This window comes from Thalassorhabdus alkalitolerans, assembly GCF_042656525.1.
GTDB classification, from domain to species: Bacteria; Bacillota; Bacilli; order Bacillales; family Marinococcaceae; genus Thalassorhabdus; species Thalassorhabdus alkalitolerans.
Genome location: NZ_JBHSOZ010000005.1, coordinates 191,243 through 205,858 on the forward strand (window position 1 = coordinate 191,243; position 14,616 = coordinate 205,858).

A 14,616-nucleotide genomic window follows, 5' to 3' on the forward strand; every position below is an offset into this window, starting at 1 on the left:
CTGAAATTCACTTAAATCTGATCTTCCGCGCTTAAAGTTTCAATCATCTCTTCAACCATATCCCACTCTTCATCTGATTCAATTGGATAAAGGGCCTGCTCAGCATCTTCTCCATCCTTTTCCTCGTAACGAAAAGCGTAAACTTCAATTTCTTCTTCCTCTTCTTCTTCTTCTTCATCCTGCTGCTCACCAGCTGAAGTTAAAACCATATATGAATGGCCTGTCTGCTCCAGGTCAAAAGTAAACAGGATATCTAAAAGATGCTCATTACCTTCATCATCAGTTACTGCGATTGTTTTGTTTTCTTCTGCCATATCATACACCTCCTACTGTTTGTGTACCCTGATTCATTTTAGTTTACCCATGTTGATCCAAATATCCCTGTAAAATCATAACTGCTGCCATTTTATCAACTACTTGTTTTCTTTTCTTACGGCTTACATCGGCGGAAATAAGGGTTCTTTCCACAGCCTGTGTGGTCAGTCTTTCATCATACATTACCACTGGCAGTGAAATCTCTTTTTCCAGAGACTGGGCATATTCCTGGCATTGTTCCCCTCTTGGACCGATGGTTCCATTCATGTTTTTAGGGAGCCCGACAACAATTTTTGTTATTTCATACTCCTTGATAAGCTCTTTGATGCGAGGAAACGACGTCTCAACATCTTCATCTTTAAGATGAATGGTCTCTACCCCTTGAGCAGTCCACCCCATTGCATCACTAACAGCGATGCCAATCCGCCGTGTCCCTAAATCTATGCCTAATACTTTCATTTTGATTCCTTTCTCGTGTGGTTCAAATAAGAACGTACTAATTCCTCAATCAACTCATCACGTTCCAGTTTCCTAATAAGAGAACGCGCTTCTTTGTACCGGGGAATGTATGCTGGATCTCCAGACAACAGATACCCTACAATCTGATTAATGGGATTATAGCCTTTCTCTTCTAAAGCTTCATAAACTGTTAAAAGTACCTCTTTTGCCTCTGCATCAAAAGAATCGTCGGGAACGTTAAATTTCATTGTGTTGTCATTAGAACCCACTGCACACACCTCTTTCTTCTTAGGTTAACGGTGAAGGCAACCAAGGAACAAACCGTACCTTTATATCATGAAAGTCCTGCTTTGAGACTGATATGGCATTAAAAGAGAATTTCCCATACATACAGTAACCTGTCCAAAGTGAAAGCTGCAACGTTAACCTATCCTCTTTTTTCCATTGTACATCAAATAATTCGGTTTAGGAAATGGCGCTGATTATACCCGGAACAGCGGCAAGGGCTTCTTGTAATTTTTCTGGCTTCTTTCCGCCTGCTTGAGCCATATCTGGGCGGCCCCCGCCGCCTCCGCCGCAAATGGAAGCTGTTTCTTTCACAATTACGCCTGCTTTGTAGCCATTTTGAATTAAATCTTTTGTCACGCCTGCGACTAAATTGACTTTCCCGTTATTTTCAGCTCCTAATACCACAATACCAGATCCTAGCTTGTTTTTCAGTTCATCAACTGTATTTCTCAAAGCATCCATGTCGGTTGCAGTTACTTGTTTTGCAATGACCTTAACTCCATTTACTTCCTCGGCCTCATCAATCAGGCTTCCTGCTTCCATGTTACCCAGCTTAGCCGAAAGAGATTCATTTTCTCTTTGAAGATCACGAATTTGCTGACGAAGGGCTTCTACACGCAGAGGAACATCTTCTGGTTTTTTCGCTTTTACTATATTCTCTGTTTCCCTCAGTATTTGTATTTGATCATTCATGACTTCATAAGCTTTTTTTCCTGTCACAGCTTCTATTCTTCTGACCCCAGCGCCAATACCTGCTTCAGAAACGATCTTAAACAACCCTATTTCAGCAGTGTTTCTTACATGACAGCCCCCGCAAAGTTCAACGCTGTAGTCTCCAACTTGTACCACTCTGACTCTGGAGCCGTACTTTTCACCAAATAAAGCCATAGCTCCCATCGCTTTAGCTTCTTCAATATCTTTTTGCTCTATGACTACAGGAATTGCTTTCCAGACATGTTCATTTACAATGGCTTCAATTTTTTCAAGCTCTTCTTCTTTTACTTGTCCAAAATGAGAAAAATCAAAGCGGAGACGCTCTTGGCTCACAAGGGAACCAGCCTGATTAACATGCTCTCCAAGTACATCTTTTAAAGCTTGATGGAGCAAATGAGTGGAAGTGTGGTTCTTAACAATATCAATTCTTTCCGTTTCTTCCACTGTAGCCTGTACTGTCATTCCCTTTTTTAAGGTTCCTTCTTTCACTTCAATCGTATGAAGGTGCTGCCCGTTCGGAGCTTTTTGTACATCCTTTACTAAAGCGTATATCCCGTCGCCTGTTAAAGACCCCTGGTCAGCGACCTGTCCTCCGCTTTCAGCATAAAACGGTGTCTTGTTTAAAATGACTTTCGCTTCACGACCGGCTGAAAGTGCATCTACTGTTTCCTTTTGATACACAATAACCTCCACTGCCGATTCAGCAGATAATTGTTCATAACCGGTAAATTCACTGTCAATTTTCACATCAGAGAGCACAGATTCCTGCGTCTGCATAGAGCCGCTGTCTTTTCGAGCCGCTCTTGCCCTCTCTCTCTGTTCAGCCATTTCCTTTTCAAATCCGGATTCATCAATGGTAAAGCCTTTTTCTGTGACGTATTCTTCTGTTAAGTCTGCCGGAAATCCATACGTATCATATAACCTGAAGACCTCTTTTCCAGAAATAACCGTTTCTCCATTTCTCTTCGCTTCTTCCATCACATTCGACAGGATGGAGAGCCCTTCACTTAACGTTTCATGGAAACGCTCTTCTTCATTTTTTATTACTTTTTGAATAAAGGTTGATTTATCCTCTACTTCCGGATAGTAATCTTTCATAATTTCTCCTACTACCGGAACAAGTTCATACATAAAAGGACGATTGATATCTATTAATTTTGCATAGCGGACGGCCCGGCGAAGCAGCCTGCGCAGGACGTACCCTCGTCCTTCATTTGATGGGAGAGCTCCATCACCGACAGAAAAGCTAACAGTACGTACATGGTCGGCAATCACTTTAAAGGACTCATCTATTTGTTTGTTCTTCCCGTATTTTTTCCCCGAGATTTCTTCTGTTGCACGAATAATAGGCAGGAACAAATCAGTATCAAAATTCGTCTCAGCATCTTGAATGACAGAGACTATTCGTTCAAGGCCCATCCCTGTGTCAATGTTTTTCTTCGGAAGCGGTGTATAGGTATGGTCTGGATTGTGGTTAAATTGAGAAAATACAAGATTCCAAATTTCAAGGTACCTCTCATTTTCTCCTCCAGGATATAATTCAGGGTCATTTGAATCATCTCCGTACTCTGGTCCACGGTCATAGAATATCTCTGTGTTCGGACCGCTCGGACCCTCGCCAATGTCCCAGAAATTTTCTTCTAAACGTATAATTCTTTCTTCAGGAAGGCCTATTTTGTTTTTCCAATATTCAAATGCTTCATCGTCTTCAGGGTGAACGGTAACTGACAGTCGTTCAGGATCAAACCCAATCCACTTTTTGTCGGTTAAAAATTCCCACGCCCACTCAATAGCTTCATTCTTAAAATAATCTCCAATGGAGAAATTGCCCAGCATTTCAAAGAAAGTATGGTGTCTGGCAGTTTTTCCTACGTTTTCAATATCATTGGTACGGATTGATTTCTGGGCATTTACGATTCTAGGGTTCTCAGGAATCACTCTTCCATCAAAATATTTCTTTAACGTAGCTACCCCGCTGTTGATCCAAAGCAAGGATGGATCCTCATGGGGAATTAAAGATGCACTTGGTTCTACGGAATGGCCTTTTTCTTTAAAAAAATCTAAAAATTGCTGTCTAACTTCTGCAGCTGTAAGTCTTTTCATATATATCCTTCCTTTCATTTTTCAATTACGTGTCTCGCTTCTGGGACCAATAAGAAATCAGGCCATATTGCGGATGTTCGCTGTTCCAGGAAAGCTCCAGTAAACCTGCCAAGCTGTTTCAAGCACAAAAAAATCCCGTCCCTCCTTCAGGGACGAGAATATATCACGCGGTACCACCCTGGTTACGGATACAAATTATCCGTCAACTCAGTCGGCCGTAACGTGGCCAGCGGCAGGGTTTTCCCGCACTCTGGAGTAGCTATTATGCCAATCTTCGCCTAGATTCCTTTCAGCCTCGGGAATCTCTCTCTGTTAGACGGGCTTTGGCTTTTCATTCCGTCATCGTATTATTATTTCTTTACATTTATCCTCTCTTATATATTAAACAATATTTATCCCCTATATTTCAAGTTTCCATTAGTTTTTTACCGAATTGAATTCATCAATAATCTCTTGCACTGGCTTTCGGTCCATGAGACTGACTGCAATAATCATTAATCCTCCAAATACAAAGCCTGGAACGATTTCGTAAAGGTCAAACAGACCTCCGCTTAGATTGCTCCAAATAATAACCGTTACTCCCCCGGTTACCATCCCAGCTAATGCTCCCCATTTGGTCATCCTTCTCCAAAAAAGAGACAGTAAAATAACCGGACCGAATGCAGCTCCAAACCCTGCCCACGCATATCCAACCAGATCTAATATAGTGCTGTCTGGGTTGTAAGCGAGAAGTGTTGCGATTAGGGCAATTCCCACGACTCCAATTCTCCCTATCCAGACAAGCTCTTTTTCCGTGGCAGCCGGCCTTAGAAGCCCTTTATAAAAGTCTTCTGCCAGCGCACTTGAAGAAACCAGGAGCTGTGAGTCAATTGTGCTCATGATCGCCGCTAAAATGGCAGCCAGTAAAAAGCCAGCTACCCATGGGTTAAACAAAACCTGGGTAAAAAGTATAAAAACGGTTTCTTCCGCACCCTCTGCAATAGGTGTACCAGGTCCGCCCCCTGCAAAGTAGGCAATTCCTGCAAATCCAGTAAATATGGCACCAAATAAGGCTAAAACCATCCAGCTCATTCCAATAAAGCGGGCTTTCCCCACTTCCTGGACAGATTTAATAGCCATAAACCTCGTAATAATATGAGGCTGGCCAAAATAGCCCAGTCCCCAAGCAAGAAGAGAGATAATCCCAATGGCTGTGGTTCCTGCAAACACGTCTAAATATGCAGTGTCCACTTCTCCTACAGCCTGAACACTTTCTCCCCAGCCGCCCATTTCATAAATGGCGACAACAGGAACAATAAGCAAGGCTAAAAACATAAGAATACCTTGAAAGAAATCGGTCCAGCTGACCGCTAAAAATCCTCCAAGAAAAGTATAGGAAATGATAACCGCCACTCCGATCCAAAGGGCGGACTCATAGTTCAGACCAAAGGAAGCTTCAAATAACCGAGCGCCTCCGACAAGGCCTGCAGAGGTATAAAAAGCAAAGAAAAGAAGAATAAACAGGGCAGAAATAATTCTCAGGATCTTCGTACGATCATGGAACCTGTTTTCCAGAAAATCAGGAATCGTTATGGAATCCTTTGCTACCTCCGTATATTGTCTAAGCCTTTTTGCTACAAACTGCCAATTTAAGTAAGCTCCAATAGCCAGGCCGACAGCAATCCATATTTCACTCATGCCTCCGACATACAACGCTCCAGGAAGACCTAACAAAAGCCAGCTGCTCATATCTGACGCCCCTGCACTTAAAGCGGCGACTCCTCCACCAAGAGACCTTCCTCCCAGGACATAATCCGACAAATTATGAGTGAGACGATAAAAAATAAGGCCGATAACAAGCATCCCTACTAGATATACAATAAAAGTAATTAATGTTGTTGTTTCCATTTCTAGTCCCCCTTTCCTCGTGAAGGATCAAACTTCCAAGTAATAAAAGATAAAATGATGAGCAGCGGCATTGGCACTAACAACCAAAACCATGTTGCTGCAGTTAGCGTGTACTCCACAAAACTCCCCCCTTTTGATCACGTCTACTATCATTGCAAGAACAATGCCAAGTTTCAACTATATCCTTTCCTTCTTATATATGCCAGAGCCTCGTCTGTTATTTCCCCTTGTCATGTGAATGAGTAAATTATAAAATAAAGCAAAATGTTTTGCGTTTACTGAAAATTTTGCACTTTTGTTCTGCATCAGCAGTCTCCTGTCATACAACTATACCTGCGAGGTGAGGAAATGGAAGAAAAAATAAAGAGCGAGTTAATCGAGCCCCTTATACATCAAACAATCCTGGATAATATTGACCTAGGAATCAGAGTTGTAGATTCCGAGGCAAAGCCTATTATTTATAATAAAAAGATGCGTTCCATTGAATCCATGACCATGGAGGATTTTTCGAAAAAGAAAATTACTGATGTATTTCGATTTAAAAATAAACTGGACAGCAGGCTTCATCAAGCATTACACCATGGAAGATCCTTTCACAATGAAAAACAAAACTATTTTAACAATAAAGGTGAAGAGATTACCACTATTAATAATATATTTCCGATAAAAAAAAGAGGAAAAACCATTGCAGCTGTTGAAATCGCTAAAGACATCACCCAGGTGGAGAAGCTGATTAGAGAAAATATAAAACGTAAGAGTAACACTACCTACACATTTGACAATCTAATCGGTGATTCACCACCGTTTAAAGAAGTAATTGAAAATGCTAAGAGAGCTACAAGGACCTCTTCTTCTGTTTTAATTGTTGGGGAAACTGGAACTGGCAAAGAATTATTTGCTCAAAGCATCCATAGTGGCAGTGAGAGAGCAGCTGGGCCGTTTATTACTCAAAACTGTGCCGCCTTACCAGAATCTTTAATTGAAGGCATACTTTTTGGCACAGTAAAGGGAGCCTTTACTGGTGCAATTGAACGCCCTGGGCTGTTTGAAGAAGCTGAAGGAGGGACTTTACTTCTTGATGAAATTAACTCTCTCCCCACTTCTCTTCAAGCTAAGCTCCTGCGAGCCATTCAAGAAAGAAAGGTAACAAGGATAGGAGAAACAAAAGAACGTCCCATAAATACACGTATACTAGCGACTATTAATGAAGACCCCATCGATGCAATTGCAGAAGGACGTTTACGAAAGGATCTTTATTATCGTTTAAGTGTCGTTACTCTTTTTATTCCGCCTCTTAGGGACCGAAAAGATGACACTTTCCCATTGGTGGAAGCTTTCTTAAGAAAATATAACTACCTTTTTCAAATGAACGTCAGCGGGATAACCGATGGCGTACGTGAGACCTTCCACTCCTATCATTGGCCTGGAAACGTCAGAGAACTTGAGCACGTGATAGAAGGGGCTATGAACTTAATTATTGAAGAAGAAAAAATTTCACATTCTCATCTTCCACCACACTTTCAGAATAAAATGAGGTTTGCTCACCACAGCCTGAAAGATGAAAATACCCTTCCCTTTTCATTAAAAAACGGAAACACTATGCCTCAAATGCTTGAAGAAATGGAAAAGTCCATGATCAAACATGCACTGCAAAATAATGAATATAATATAAAAAGATCAGCCAAAAAGCTAGGAATAAGCAGACAAAGCCTTCAATATAAGCTTGAAAAATTCAAAATTAATAAACAGGATTAGGAATGTTGTCTGCCTTTACCTCGTTTACACATTCGATTACCCGGCCTTCTTGGAATTTTACTAGGAAGGTTTTTCTATAACTTACATTTTCTTTACCTCTATGCAAAAAAATTTGCACTTAAATGCAATATATTTTTGCACTTTTCAGTCTCTTCTTGTTTTTCCTCACTGTTTTATAAGCTTTTTATTTTGGCACGCTTTTTGCATTATTAAGTGGTGAAATCATTTATTAACGTAAAGGAGCTGATTTGTCATGGTATGGGCATATAGACACGAGCCATTCACTGATTTTACTAATCCCGCTAATAAAAAAGAGTTTGGTGAAGCCCTAACATTGGTTAAGCAGGAGCTTGGAAAAGAATACCCCCTTATTATAGGCGGAGAACGAGTAATGACGGAGGATAAAATAGTTTCTGAAAATCCATCTGACAAAAAAGAAATTGTCGGTTATGTATCAAAAGCGACAAAAGATCATGCAGAGAAAGCACATCAAAGTGCTCAGAAAGCCTTTGAATCTTGGAAAAAGTGGAAGCCAGAAGCACGGGCTAATGTTCTTTTTAGAACAGCAGCGATTGTTAGAAGAAGAAAGCATGAATTTTCTTCTTACCTCGTATATGAAGCAGGAAAGCCGTGGAAAGAAGCAGACGCCGATACAGCCGAGGCCATTGACTTTCTGGAGTACTACGGACGTCAAATTCTTACATTGAAAAATGGTGTTCCTATTCATAGCAGGGAGGAACTTGAGTTTAACCAGTTTACTTACATCCCCCTCGGTGTGGGTGTAACGATTTCCCCATGGAACTTTGCTTTTGCCATCATGGCCGGTACGACTGTCGGCCCCATGGTCTGCGGAAATACTATCTTGCTCAAACCAGCAAGCACAACACCTGTTATAGCATACAAATTTATGGAAGCTTTAGAGGAAGGCGGAATGCCTAAAGGGGTTGTCAATTACATCCCTGGAAGCGGCTCGGAAATTGGTGACTTTTTAGTTGATCATCCAAAGACAGCCTTTATTAATTTTACCGGTTCAAAGGATGTAGGAGTGCGTCTTTATGAGCGGGCAGCTAAAGTACAGCCAGGGCAAAAATGGTTCAAGCGGGCCAGCATAGAAATGGGCGGAAAAGACACGATCATTGTAGATAGTGAATGTGATATTGATACTGCCGTTGAATCTATCGTATACTCTGCCTTTGGATTCTCCGGGCAAAAGTGCTCCGCCTGCTCTCGTGCCGTTGTACATCAGGATGTATATGAGGAAGTGCTTAACAGAGTGACTGAACGAACGAAAGAATTAACTGTTGGAAACCCTGAAGAACCTGATAACTTCATGGGGCCGGTGAACGACCAGGCTGCCTATGATAAGATCATGGACTATATTGAAATTGGAAAAAGAGAAGGCACCTTAAAAGCAGGTGGCTTTGGTGACGACTCAAAAGGGTATTTTATCAAGCCTACTGTCTTTTCTGATGTGGAGCCTGAAGCGAGAATTATGCAGGAAGAAATATTTGGTCCTGTTGTGGCTTTCTCTAAAGCCAAGGATTTTCAGGAGCTCTTAGACATTGCCAATAATACGGATTACGGTCTTACTGGTGCTGTGATTTCAAATAATAGGGAACACCTCGAGAAAGCCCGTGAGGAATTCATGGTTGGAAACCTTTATTTTAACCGCGGATGCACAGGAGCTATTGTAGGATACCAGCCATTTGGAGGATTTAATATGTCCGGTACAGACTCTAAAGCCGGAGGTCCTGATTACCTTCTCTTATTTATGCAGCCAAAAACTGTGACTGACCAATTCTAGAACATATAAAGGGGGTGTCCTATTAGGCAAACAGGGTATCGTTTTAACTAACCTAGGCTGAAATACAGGTAGACTCCAGACCCGCAGGCATAGAGGATATCGTGGAGGCACATGAAGTGAGCGTAAAAATGTTGATTTACTTGTGCCTTTATGAAAAGTGAAGTGTATATCTGCTGAAAAGAGCCTTTTGAGGACACCCTAGTTGTTCACTCATACCATGGTTACTTAAATTCATCGGTGCGTGGAGGGGTTGTAATTGAAAAATGTATCCAGAAGTTTTTTCCTTTATCTTTCACAAAGTAAAACGTTAAATAAAAGTGCCAAAAGATGGGGGCTTCGATTAGGGGCCTCCAAGGTTGTGGCGGGTACGACAATTGAGAGTGCCATGTCCACAGTCAAATCCTTAAATGCACAAGGCATTTTGTGCACGGTTGATCACTTAGGTGAGTATGTAACTGATGCAAAAGATGCTGCGGAAGCTCGAGAGTACTGTATCAAAATACTACAAGCAATAGCTTTAGAAAAAACTGACTGCCACCTATCTTTAAAACTGACTAAGCTTGGCTTGGACATTGACCGGTCTCTTTGCTTAGACAACATGAAGAGCATAGTAAGTAAAGCTAAAGAATATGGTTTGTTTGTAAACATTGACATGGAAGACTACGGCCGTTATCAAACAACATTAGAAATTCTGGCAGAGCTCCGAAAAGAATTTGATAATGTCGGCACAGTAATTCAAGCCTATTTATACCGTGCAGAAAGTGACCTCGATGCATTAAAAGGCATACCGCTGAGGTTAGTAAAAGGAGCCTACAAAGAGCCTCCCACCGTTGCCATGCAATCAAAAAAAGATATAGACGCCAACTTTTTAAAGCTAATAAAAAAACATCTTTTAAATGCCAGCTATACAGCCATTGCAACCCATGATCATGTAATTATCGAAGAAGTAAAGAAATTTGTGGATGATCACAATATTCCAAGAGATCTATTTGAATTTCAAATGCTGTATGGCTTCCGCAATGAGCTTCAACTTCAATTGGTTGGGGAAGGATATCGTTTTTGTTCCTATGTTCCTTTCGGTAATGATTGGTATGGCTACTTTATGCGCAGGCTTGCCGAACGGCCTCAAAATGTAAGCTTTGCAGTTAAGGGGCTGTTTTCCAGGTAGTTTTCTGTTCATTAAAGGCCCTTATCACTTTACTTATAATAACAAATACAGGTACAGCCAGAATCAGTCCAAGAACACCTGCTACTTCAAATCCTAACAGTAAAGCAAATATAATAAGCAGGGGGTGTAAGTGCACGCTCTTACCTACTATTAGAGGTGAAAGAAGATTCCCTTCGATTTGCTGAATAATCAGGAGGGTAATACTTGTAATGATCAGCACCCTGAATGAGACTGTAGCTGCAACAAGGAGGGCGGGGATTGCTCCCAGGAATGCTCCGAAATAAGGTATAAGTTCCATTAAGGCAGCAAAAATCCCTAATAAAACAGGGAAAGGAACTCCGATAAGCCACAAGGCTGACGTTGTAATCAGTCCTATTGCCAAAGCAACAAGTACCTGTCCTTTTATGTACCCACCCAGTGCTTCATCTACTGCTCTTACTAATAAAAGACCCTCATCTCTCCACTTCTTTGGTGTAATTTGAACAACTGTTTTTTCAAAAGCCTCTAAATCTTTTAATAAATAAAAGACAAGAAATGGAAGCAAAAAGATCACAATCATTCCATCAAACATTAGCTGCCAGCTTTCAAGCAAAGAACCAAGTCCTCTTTGAATACTTTGTTCTACTCGATCAATTCCTTCTTCCATTGCATCATGAAGAGCCGGGGGGAATTGGTCCGCTCTATGGTGAATCCATGTCATAGTCTGACTGAACTCCTGACTCCACTCTGGAATCTGCGTGATTAAACTTTCCACTTGATCAAATAAATAGGGCCCTCCCTTAATCACTCCCCACACGGTTCCGCCGATAAATAAACCATAAATCAGGAGAATGGAAAGAAATCTTGGGACTTTCCATTGTTCTATCTTATCTACTAATGGATGCAGAAGGTAAGTAATCAATCCGGCAAGAAGAAAAGGAAGAAGAATCTTTCCTGCTTTCTTTACTCCTTCCACCCACCAGGGGGAGAGAAGCATTAACAAATAAAAGCCTATCAGGATCAAAACAATGATTAAAATTCTAAGAACCCAGATTGTTTCTTTCTTCCTTTCCACCTTTCACCACCTCTATTTCCTAGCATGACTTTTTTTTACAAAAGTATGTACTCCCTCTAAATTAACTTGATATATGCCAGCAAATAGACAACATCCTGAAGCCGCTTTAACGCTCCTGTCTTTCTTCATCGGAAACAAACTCCCAAAGGTCAAAAAAAACACCCTTTCCTGCAGGAAAGAGTGCATATATTTGTTAAATAGCCTTATTTACTCTTCGTCTGATACGCTGCATTGCTGAGCTTCGAGCCGGCATCCATTCTTCGACATCGAAATTCATCATTGGCTCCATCATACGCTGCCACATGTTCTTTCTTCTTCGCCCTTTCGTCATGGCGTATGCCGCAGAGGTTACCCCTAAGGCAAGCATTGAAGTCCACATTGTTGTGCGCATGCTGTTTTGCCTCCTTTACCCTTCAGCTTCTATTTTCATCTCTTCTTCTTCAAATAGATCATCCAAAGAACTTAAAGAGCCGTCTTCTTCCACTTGGTATAAAGAGCAAACACCATCAATGACAGTTAATTCAACAAAACAATTCCAGCAATAATATTGGTTTGCGCTTAATTTCCCCAGGTCTTTGCGCTTACAATTGGGACATTTCATTACAGTCACCTCTACCTAGAGGCTCTCTACAGCCTCTTTTTGGTAACCATCATGTCCTCTTTGCTGGAATTATATACTTATTTATCCAGTGAATCTCCTTTTCTCCATACTCCAACTACTCGGAGTATGTTTAGAATGTGACAAAAAGTGATTACTCATGCTGGTGAGTATCTTCCAGCAGGGCTTCCTGGAGCTTTTCCTTCAAACGAGTCAAACGGCTGTCCTTATTATGCTGGCTGATGCCAAATTCCAGTGCCCTGCTTTCCCCGCAAAGGATCAAGTAATCCTTTGCCCTTGTGACTGCTGTATAAATAAGATTTCTTCTAAGCATTCGACGGTAGGACATCACCATTGGCAAAACAACGATGGGAAACTCACTCCCCTGGGCTTTATGAATTGAGGAACAATAAGCAAGCGTAATCTGTTTAAGATCTTGTTTTGTGTATGTTACCTCTATTCCATCAAAAGAAATCACGATTTGAATTTGCCTATCGACTGTTTCTTTTGCCGTAAATATCGCTACAATTTCTCCACGATCCCCATTAAAGACCTGTTCTTCAGGGTTGTTTACAAGCTGAAGAACAACATCCCCAGTGCGGTATATCTTTTCACCAAACTGCACTTCACGCTTCCCTTCTTTTGCCGGGTTAAACAGTTCTTGGAGGCCTTCGTTTAGCATATCCACTCCCGCAGGCCCCCTGTACATAGGAGCAAGCACCTGTATTTCTTTTGGTTTGTAGCCCCGTCGCACTGCCCCCTCGCAGACCTGTTCAATCACTTGTGCTACCTGGTGTTTTCCGCAAGGAAAAAACCTCCGGTCACTTTTAGGCTGTTCCAGCTTCTCAGGAAATTCACCATTTTTTATGATATGAGCCAAATCAATAATGGAAGACCCTTCTGCCTGCCGGTAAACTACTGACAAGGAGACAACAGGGACGCATTCGGAATGAATCAAATCCCCCAACACCTGTCCGGGACCCACAGAGGGAAGTTGATCTTCATCACCCACTAAGATCACCTGCATGTCATCTGGAACTGCTTTAAACAATTGATTGGCAAGCCACATATCGACCATGGACACTTCATCAATAATAAGAAGTTTTCCTTCTAATGGCTGCTCTTCACTTTTTTCAAAGCCTTCCTCTTCCGCTTCTCCTTTATAGCCCAGCAATTTGTGAATAGTGGTGGCAGGTAGTCCTGTCGATTCTTTCATTCGTTTTGCAGCCCGTCCAGTCGGTGCTGCCAAAAGGACTGGAAAGGGTTCATCATTTTTGTAATCGTTTTGATCTAAAGAGTACCCATGCAGACTAGCAAATATTTCCACAATGGCACGTATAACAGTAGTTTTGCCTGTCCCGGGGCCGCCTGTTAGGACCATAAGGGGGGAATGTATGGCTTTTTGTATAGCCTCACGCTGTTGATTTTCATATTCAATGGTAAACCGTTCCTCTGCTTCACCTAATGCTTTTAAAAATTCCGCTTCTGGGAATGGATCTTCTTCGTCCTTTGTTAATAATCTCCGGACATTCGTGACAAATCCCTTTTCAGCAAAATATAAAGAGGTAATATAAGCTCTTTCATCCTCAACAGCAACTTTTCCGTCTTCAGCAAGTTCCAGAAGACCGTTCCACACTTCATCTTTTGATATAGCTTCTGATTCCTCACTAAGAAGTTCAACAGACTTCTCTTCAAGAAGATGCTGTGGCATATACACGTGACCGTCCTGCATAGTATGCTCGTACAGGGCGTACAGCACACCTGCCTTAATTCGTTCCATGTTATTATCCTTAATTCCCATCTTTCTTCCCAGTTTGTCTGCTTTATGAAAGCCAATTCCTTCTACATCCCAGACAAGTTGATAAGGATTATTCTGAACAGTTTCCAAGGTCTGGTCTTTATACGTATTATAAACCTTGACTGCAAGATCAAGGCCAAAGCCATAACGGGTCAGTAAGAGCATCGCCCTCTCCATCCCCTGATTTTCCATCAATTGATCAAATAAGAGAGTACGCTTTTTTTCGTTTAATCCTTGTACTTCCCTTAAAACGTCTGGATTATCAAGGATTTTATTTATGGCATCATTACCCAGGCTTTGTACAATCGACGCAGCTGTTTTCTTCCCAATCCCCGTAAAACGGTCACTGGATAAATAAGAGATAACAGCTTCTTCTTCTGTAGGAATATCCTTTCGATATGATTCTGCCTGGAGCTGTTTCCCAAACCGTGGATGCTCTTTGAAAGATCCTTCAAATTCATACGTTTCTTCTGGTTCAATGACTGGAAAAAACCCGACCACGGTAACCGTGTCACCTTCCACAGAAGGCTGGGCCTTTTTCACCTTCACTTTTGCTACTGTGTAGCCATTATCGTCGTTTCGAAAGATAAGATGAAGGACACTGCCCCGAATATAGGGACGGTCTTCTTCCTCTGTATTAAATTGAGAAGAATGATCCACCATTACTTTTTCC

12 protein-coding genes are annotated in these 14,616 nt (G+C 41.5%); 3 read left to right on the plus strand and 9 right to left on the minus strand.

The genetic code is table 11. The features are described from left to right. Positions 1-11: 11 nt before the first annotated feature. The 5 genes from ACFPU1_RS11810 to putP form a co-directional block, all read right to left on the minus strand. Entirely contained in the window at positions 12-314 is a 303-nt protein-coding gene (locus tag ACFPU1_RS11810; RefSeq protein ID WP_100398259.1) for a DUF1292 domain-containing protein, read from the minus strand. A 43-nt stretch (positions 315-357) separates the two neighbouring features. After that, the gene (gene ruvX, locus ACFPU1_RS11815; RefSeq protein WP_385941368.1) at positions 358-774 is read right to left on the minus strand and encodes a Holliday junction resolvase RuvX; all 417 of its coding nucleotides are present in this window, start codon (positions 772-774) and stop codon (positions 358-360) included. Further along, the gene (locus ACFPU1_RS11820; RefSeq protein ID WP_054635526.1) at positions 771-1,043 is read right to left on the minus strand and encodes an IreB family regulatory phosphoprotein; all 273 of its coding nucleotides are present in this window, start codon (positions 1,041-1,043) and stop codon (positions 771-773) included. The genes ruvX and ACFPU1_RS11820 overlap by 4 nt, the downstream gene beginning before the upstream one ends. Before the next feature lie 196 nt (positions 1,044-1,239). Beyond that, positions 1,240-3,879: an alanine--tRNA ligase gene (alaS, locus tag ACFPU1_RS11825; RefSeq protein WP_385941372.1), complete on the minus strand. Its 2,640-nt coding sequence runs from the start codon at positions 3,877-3,879 to the stop codon at positions 1,240-1,242. Between the two features lie 417 nt (positions 3,880-4,296). Further along, positions 4,297-5,766, minus strand: a complete 1,470-nt coding sequence (putP, locus tag ACFPU1_RS11830; protein WP_385941375.1) for a sodium/proline symporter PutP — start codon at positions 5,764-5,766, stop codon at positions 4,297-4,299. A gap of 348 nt (positions 5,767-6,114) precedes the next feature. Between putP and ACFPU1_RS11835 the strand changes: the two genes are divergently transcribed. From ACFPU1_RS11835 to ACFPU1_RS11845, 3 genes are all read left to right on the plus strand, one after another. Next, entirely contained in the window at positions 6,115-7,521 is a 1,407-nt protein-coding gene (locus ACFPU1_RS11835) for a sigma-54 interaction domain-containing protein (protein ID WP_385941378.1), read from the plus strand. 253 nt (positions 7,522-7,774) lie between these two features. Continuing rightward, entirely contained in the window at positions 7,775-9,325 is a 1,551-nt protein-coding gene (gene pruA, locus ACFPU1_RS11840) for an L-glutamate gamma-semialdehyde dehydrogenase (RefSeq protein ID WP_385941381.1), read from the plus strand. Between the two features lie 256 nt (positions 9,326-9,581). Continuing rightward, positions 9,582-10,493 (plus strand): proline dehydrogenase family protein, encoded by a 912-nt coding sequence (locus ACFPU1_RS11845; RefSeq protein WP_385941384.1) that lies wholly within the window; start codon positions 9,582-9,584, stop codon positions 10,491-10,493. On the opposite strand, the gene ACFPU1_RS11850 is transcribed toward ACFPU1_RS11845, so the two are convergent. The 4 genes from ACFPU1_RS11850 to recD2 all read right to left on the minus strand — a co-directional run bounded on the left by ACFPU1_RS11850 (position 10,471) and on the right by recD2 (position 14,606). After that, positions 10,471-11,547 carry an AI-2E family transporter gene (locus ACFPU1_RS11850; RefSeq protein ID WP_385941387.1) on the minus strand — a complete coding sequence of 359 codons (1,077 nt, stop codon included), beginning with the start codon at positions 11,545-11,547 and terminating at the stop codon, positions 10,471-10,473. The genes ACFPU1_RS11845 and ACFPU1_RS11850 overlap by 23 nt on opposite strands. Before the next feature lie 193 nt (positions 11,548-11,740). Further along, positions 11,741-11,938, minus strand: coding sequence for a hypothetical protein (locus ACFPU1_RS11855; RefSeq protein ID WP_054635533.1), 198 nt, complete (start codon positions 11,936-11,938; stop codon positions 11,741-11,743). A 15-nt stretch (positions 11,939-11,953) separates the two neighbouring features. Continuing rightward, complete coding sequence (locus ACFPU1_RS11860) at positions 11,954-12,148, minus strand: hypothetical protein (protein WP_054635534.1); 195 nt, start codon at positions 12,146-12,148, stop codon at positions 11,954-11,956. 151 nt (positions 12,149-12,299) lie between these two features. Then, positions 12,300-14,606, minus strand: a complete 2,307-nt coding sequence (recD2, locus tag ACFPU1_RS11865; RefSeq protein ID WP_385941392.1) for an SF1B family DNA helicase RecD2 — start codon at positions 14,604-14,606, stop codon at positions 12,300-12,302. Positions 14,607-14,616 lie beyond the last annotated feature (10 nt).

What these genes read in the sequence shown, in the direction of transcription:
- ACFPU1_RS11810 (WP_100398259.1), bottom strand. Translation starts at nt 314, where the DNA reads ATGGCAGAAGAAAACAAAACAATCGCAGTAACTGATGATGAAGGTAAT.
- ruvX (WP_385941368.1), bottom strand. Translation starts at nt 774, where the DNA reads ATGAAAGTATTAGGCATAGATTTAGGGACACGGCGGATTGGCATCGCT.
- alaS (WP_385941372.1), bottom strand. Translation starts at nt 3,879, where the DNA reads ATGAAAAGACTTACAGCTGCAGAAGTTAGACAGCAATTTTTAGATTTT.
- putP (WP_385941375.1), bottom strand. Translation starts at nt 5,766, where the DNA reads ATGGAAACAACAACATTAATTACTTTTATTGTATATCTAGTAGGGATG.
- ACFPU1_RS11835 (WP_385941378.1), top strand. Translation starts at nt 6,115, where the DNA reads ATGGAAGAAAAAATAAAGAGCGAGTTAATCGAGCCCCTTATACATCAA.
- pruA (WP_385941381.1), top strand. Translation starts at nt 7,775, where the DNA reads ATGGTATGGGCATATAGACACGAGCCATTCACTGATTTTACTAATCCC.
- ACFPU1_RS11855 (WP_054635533.1), bottom strand. Translation starts at nt 11,938, where the DNA reads ATGCGCACAACAATGTGGACTTCAATGCTTGCCTTAGGGGTAACCTCT.
- ACFPU1_RS11860 (WP_054635534.1), bottom strand. Translation starts at nt 12,148, where the DNA reads ATGAAATGTCCCAATTGTAAGCGCAAAGACCTGGGGAAATTAAGCGCA.
- recD2 (WP_385941392.1), bottom strand. Translation starts at nt 14,606, where the DNA reads ATGGTGGATCATTCTTCTCAATTTAATACAGAGGAAGAAGACCGTCCC.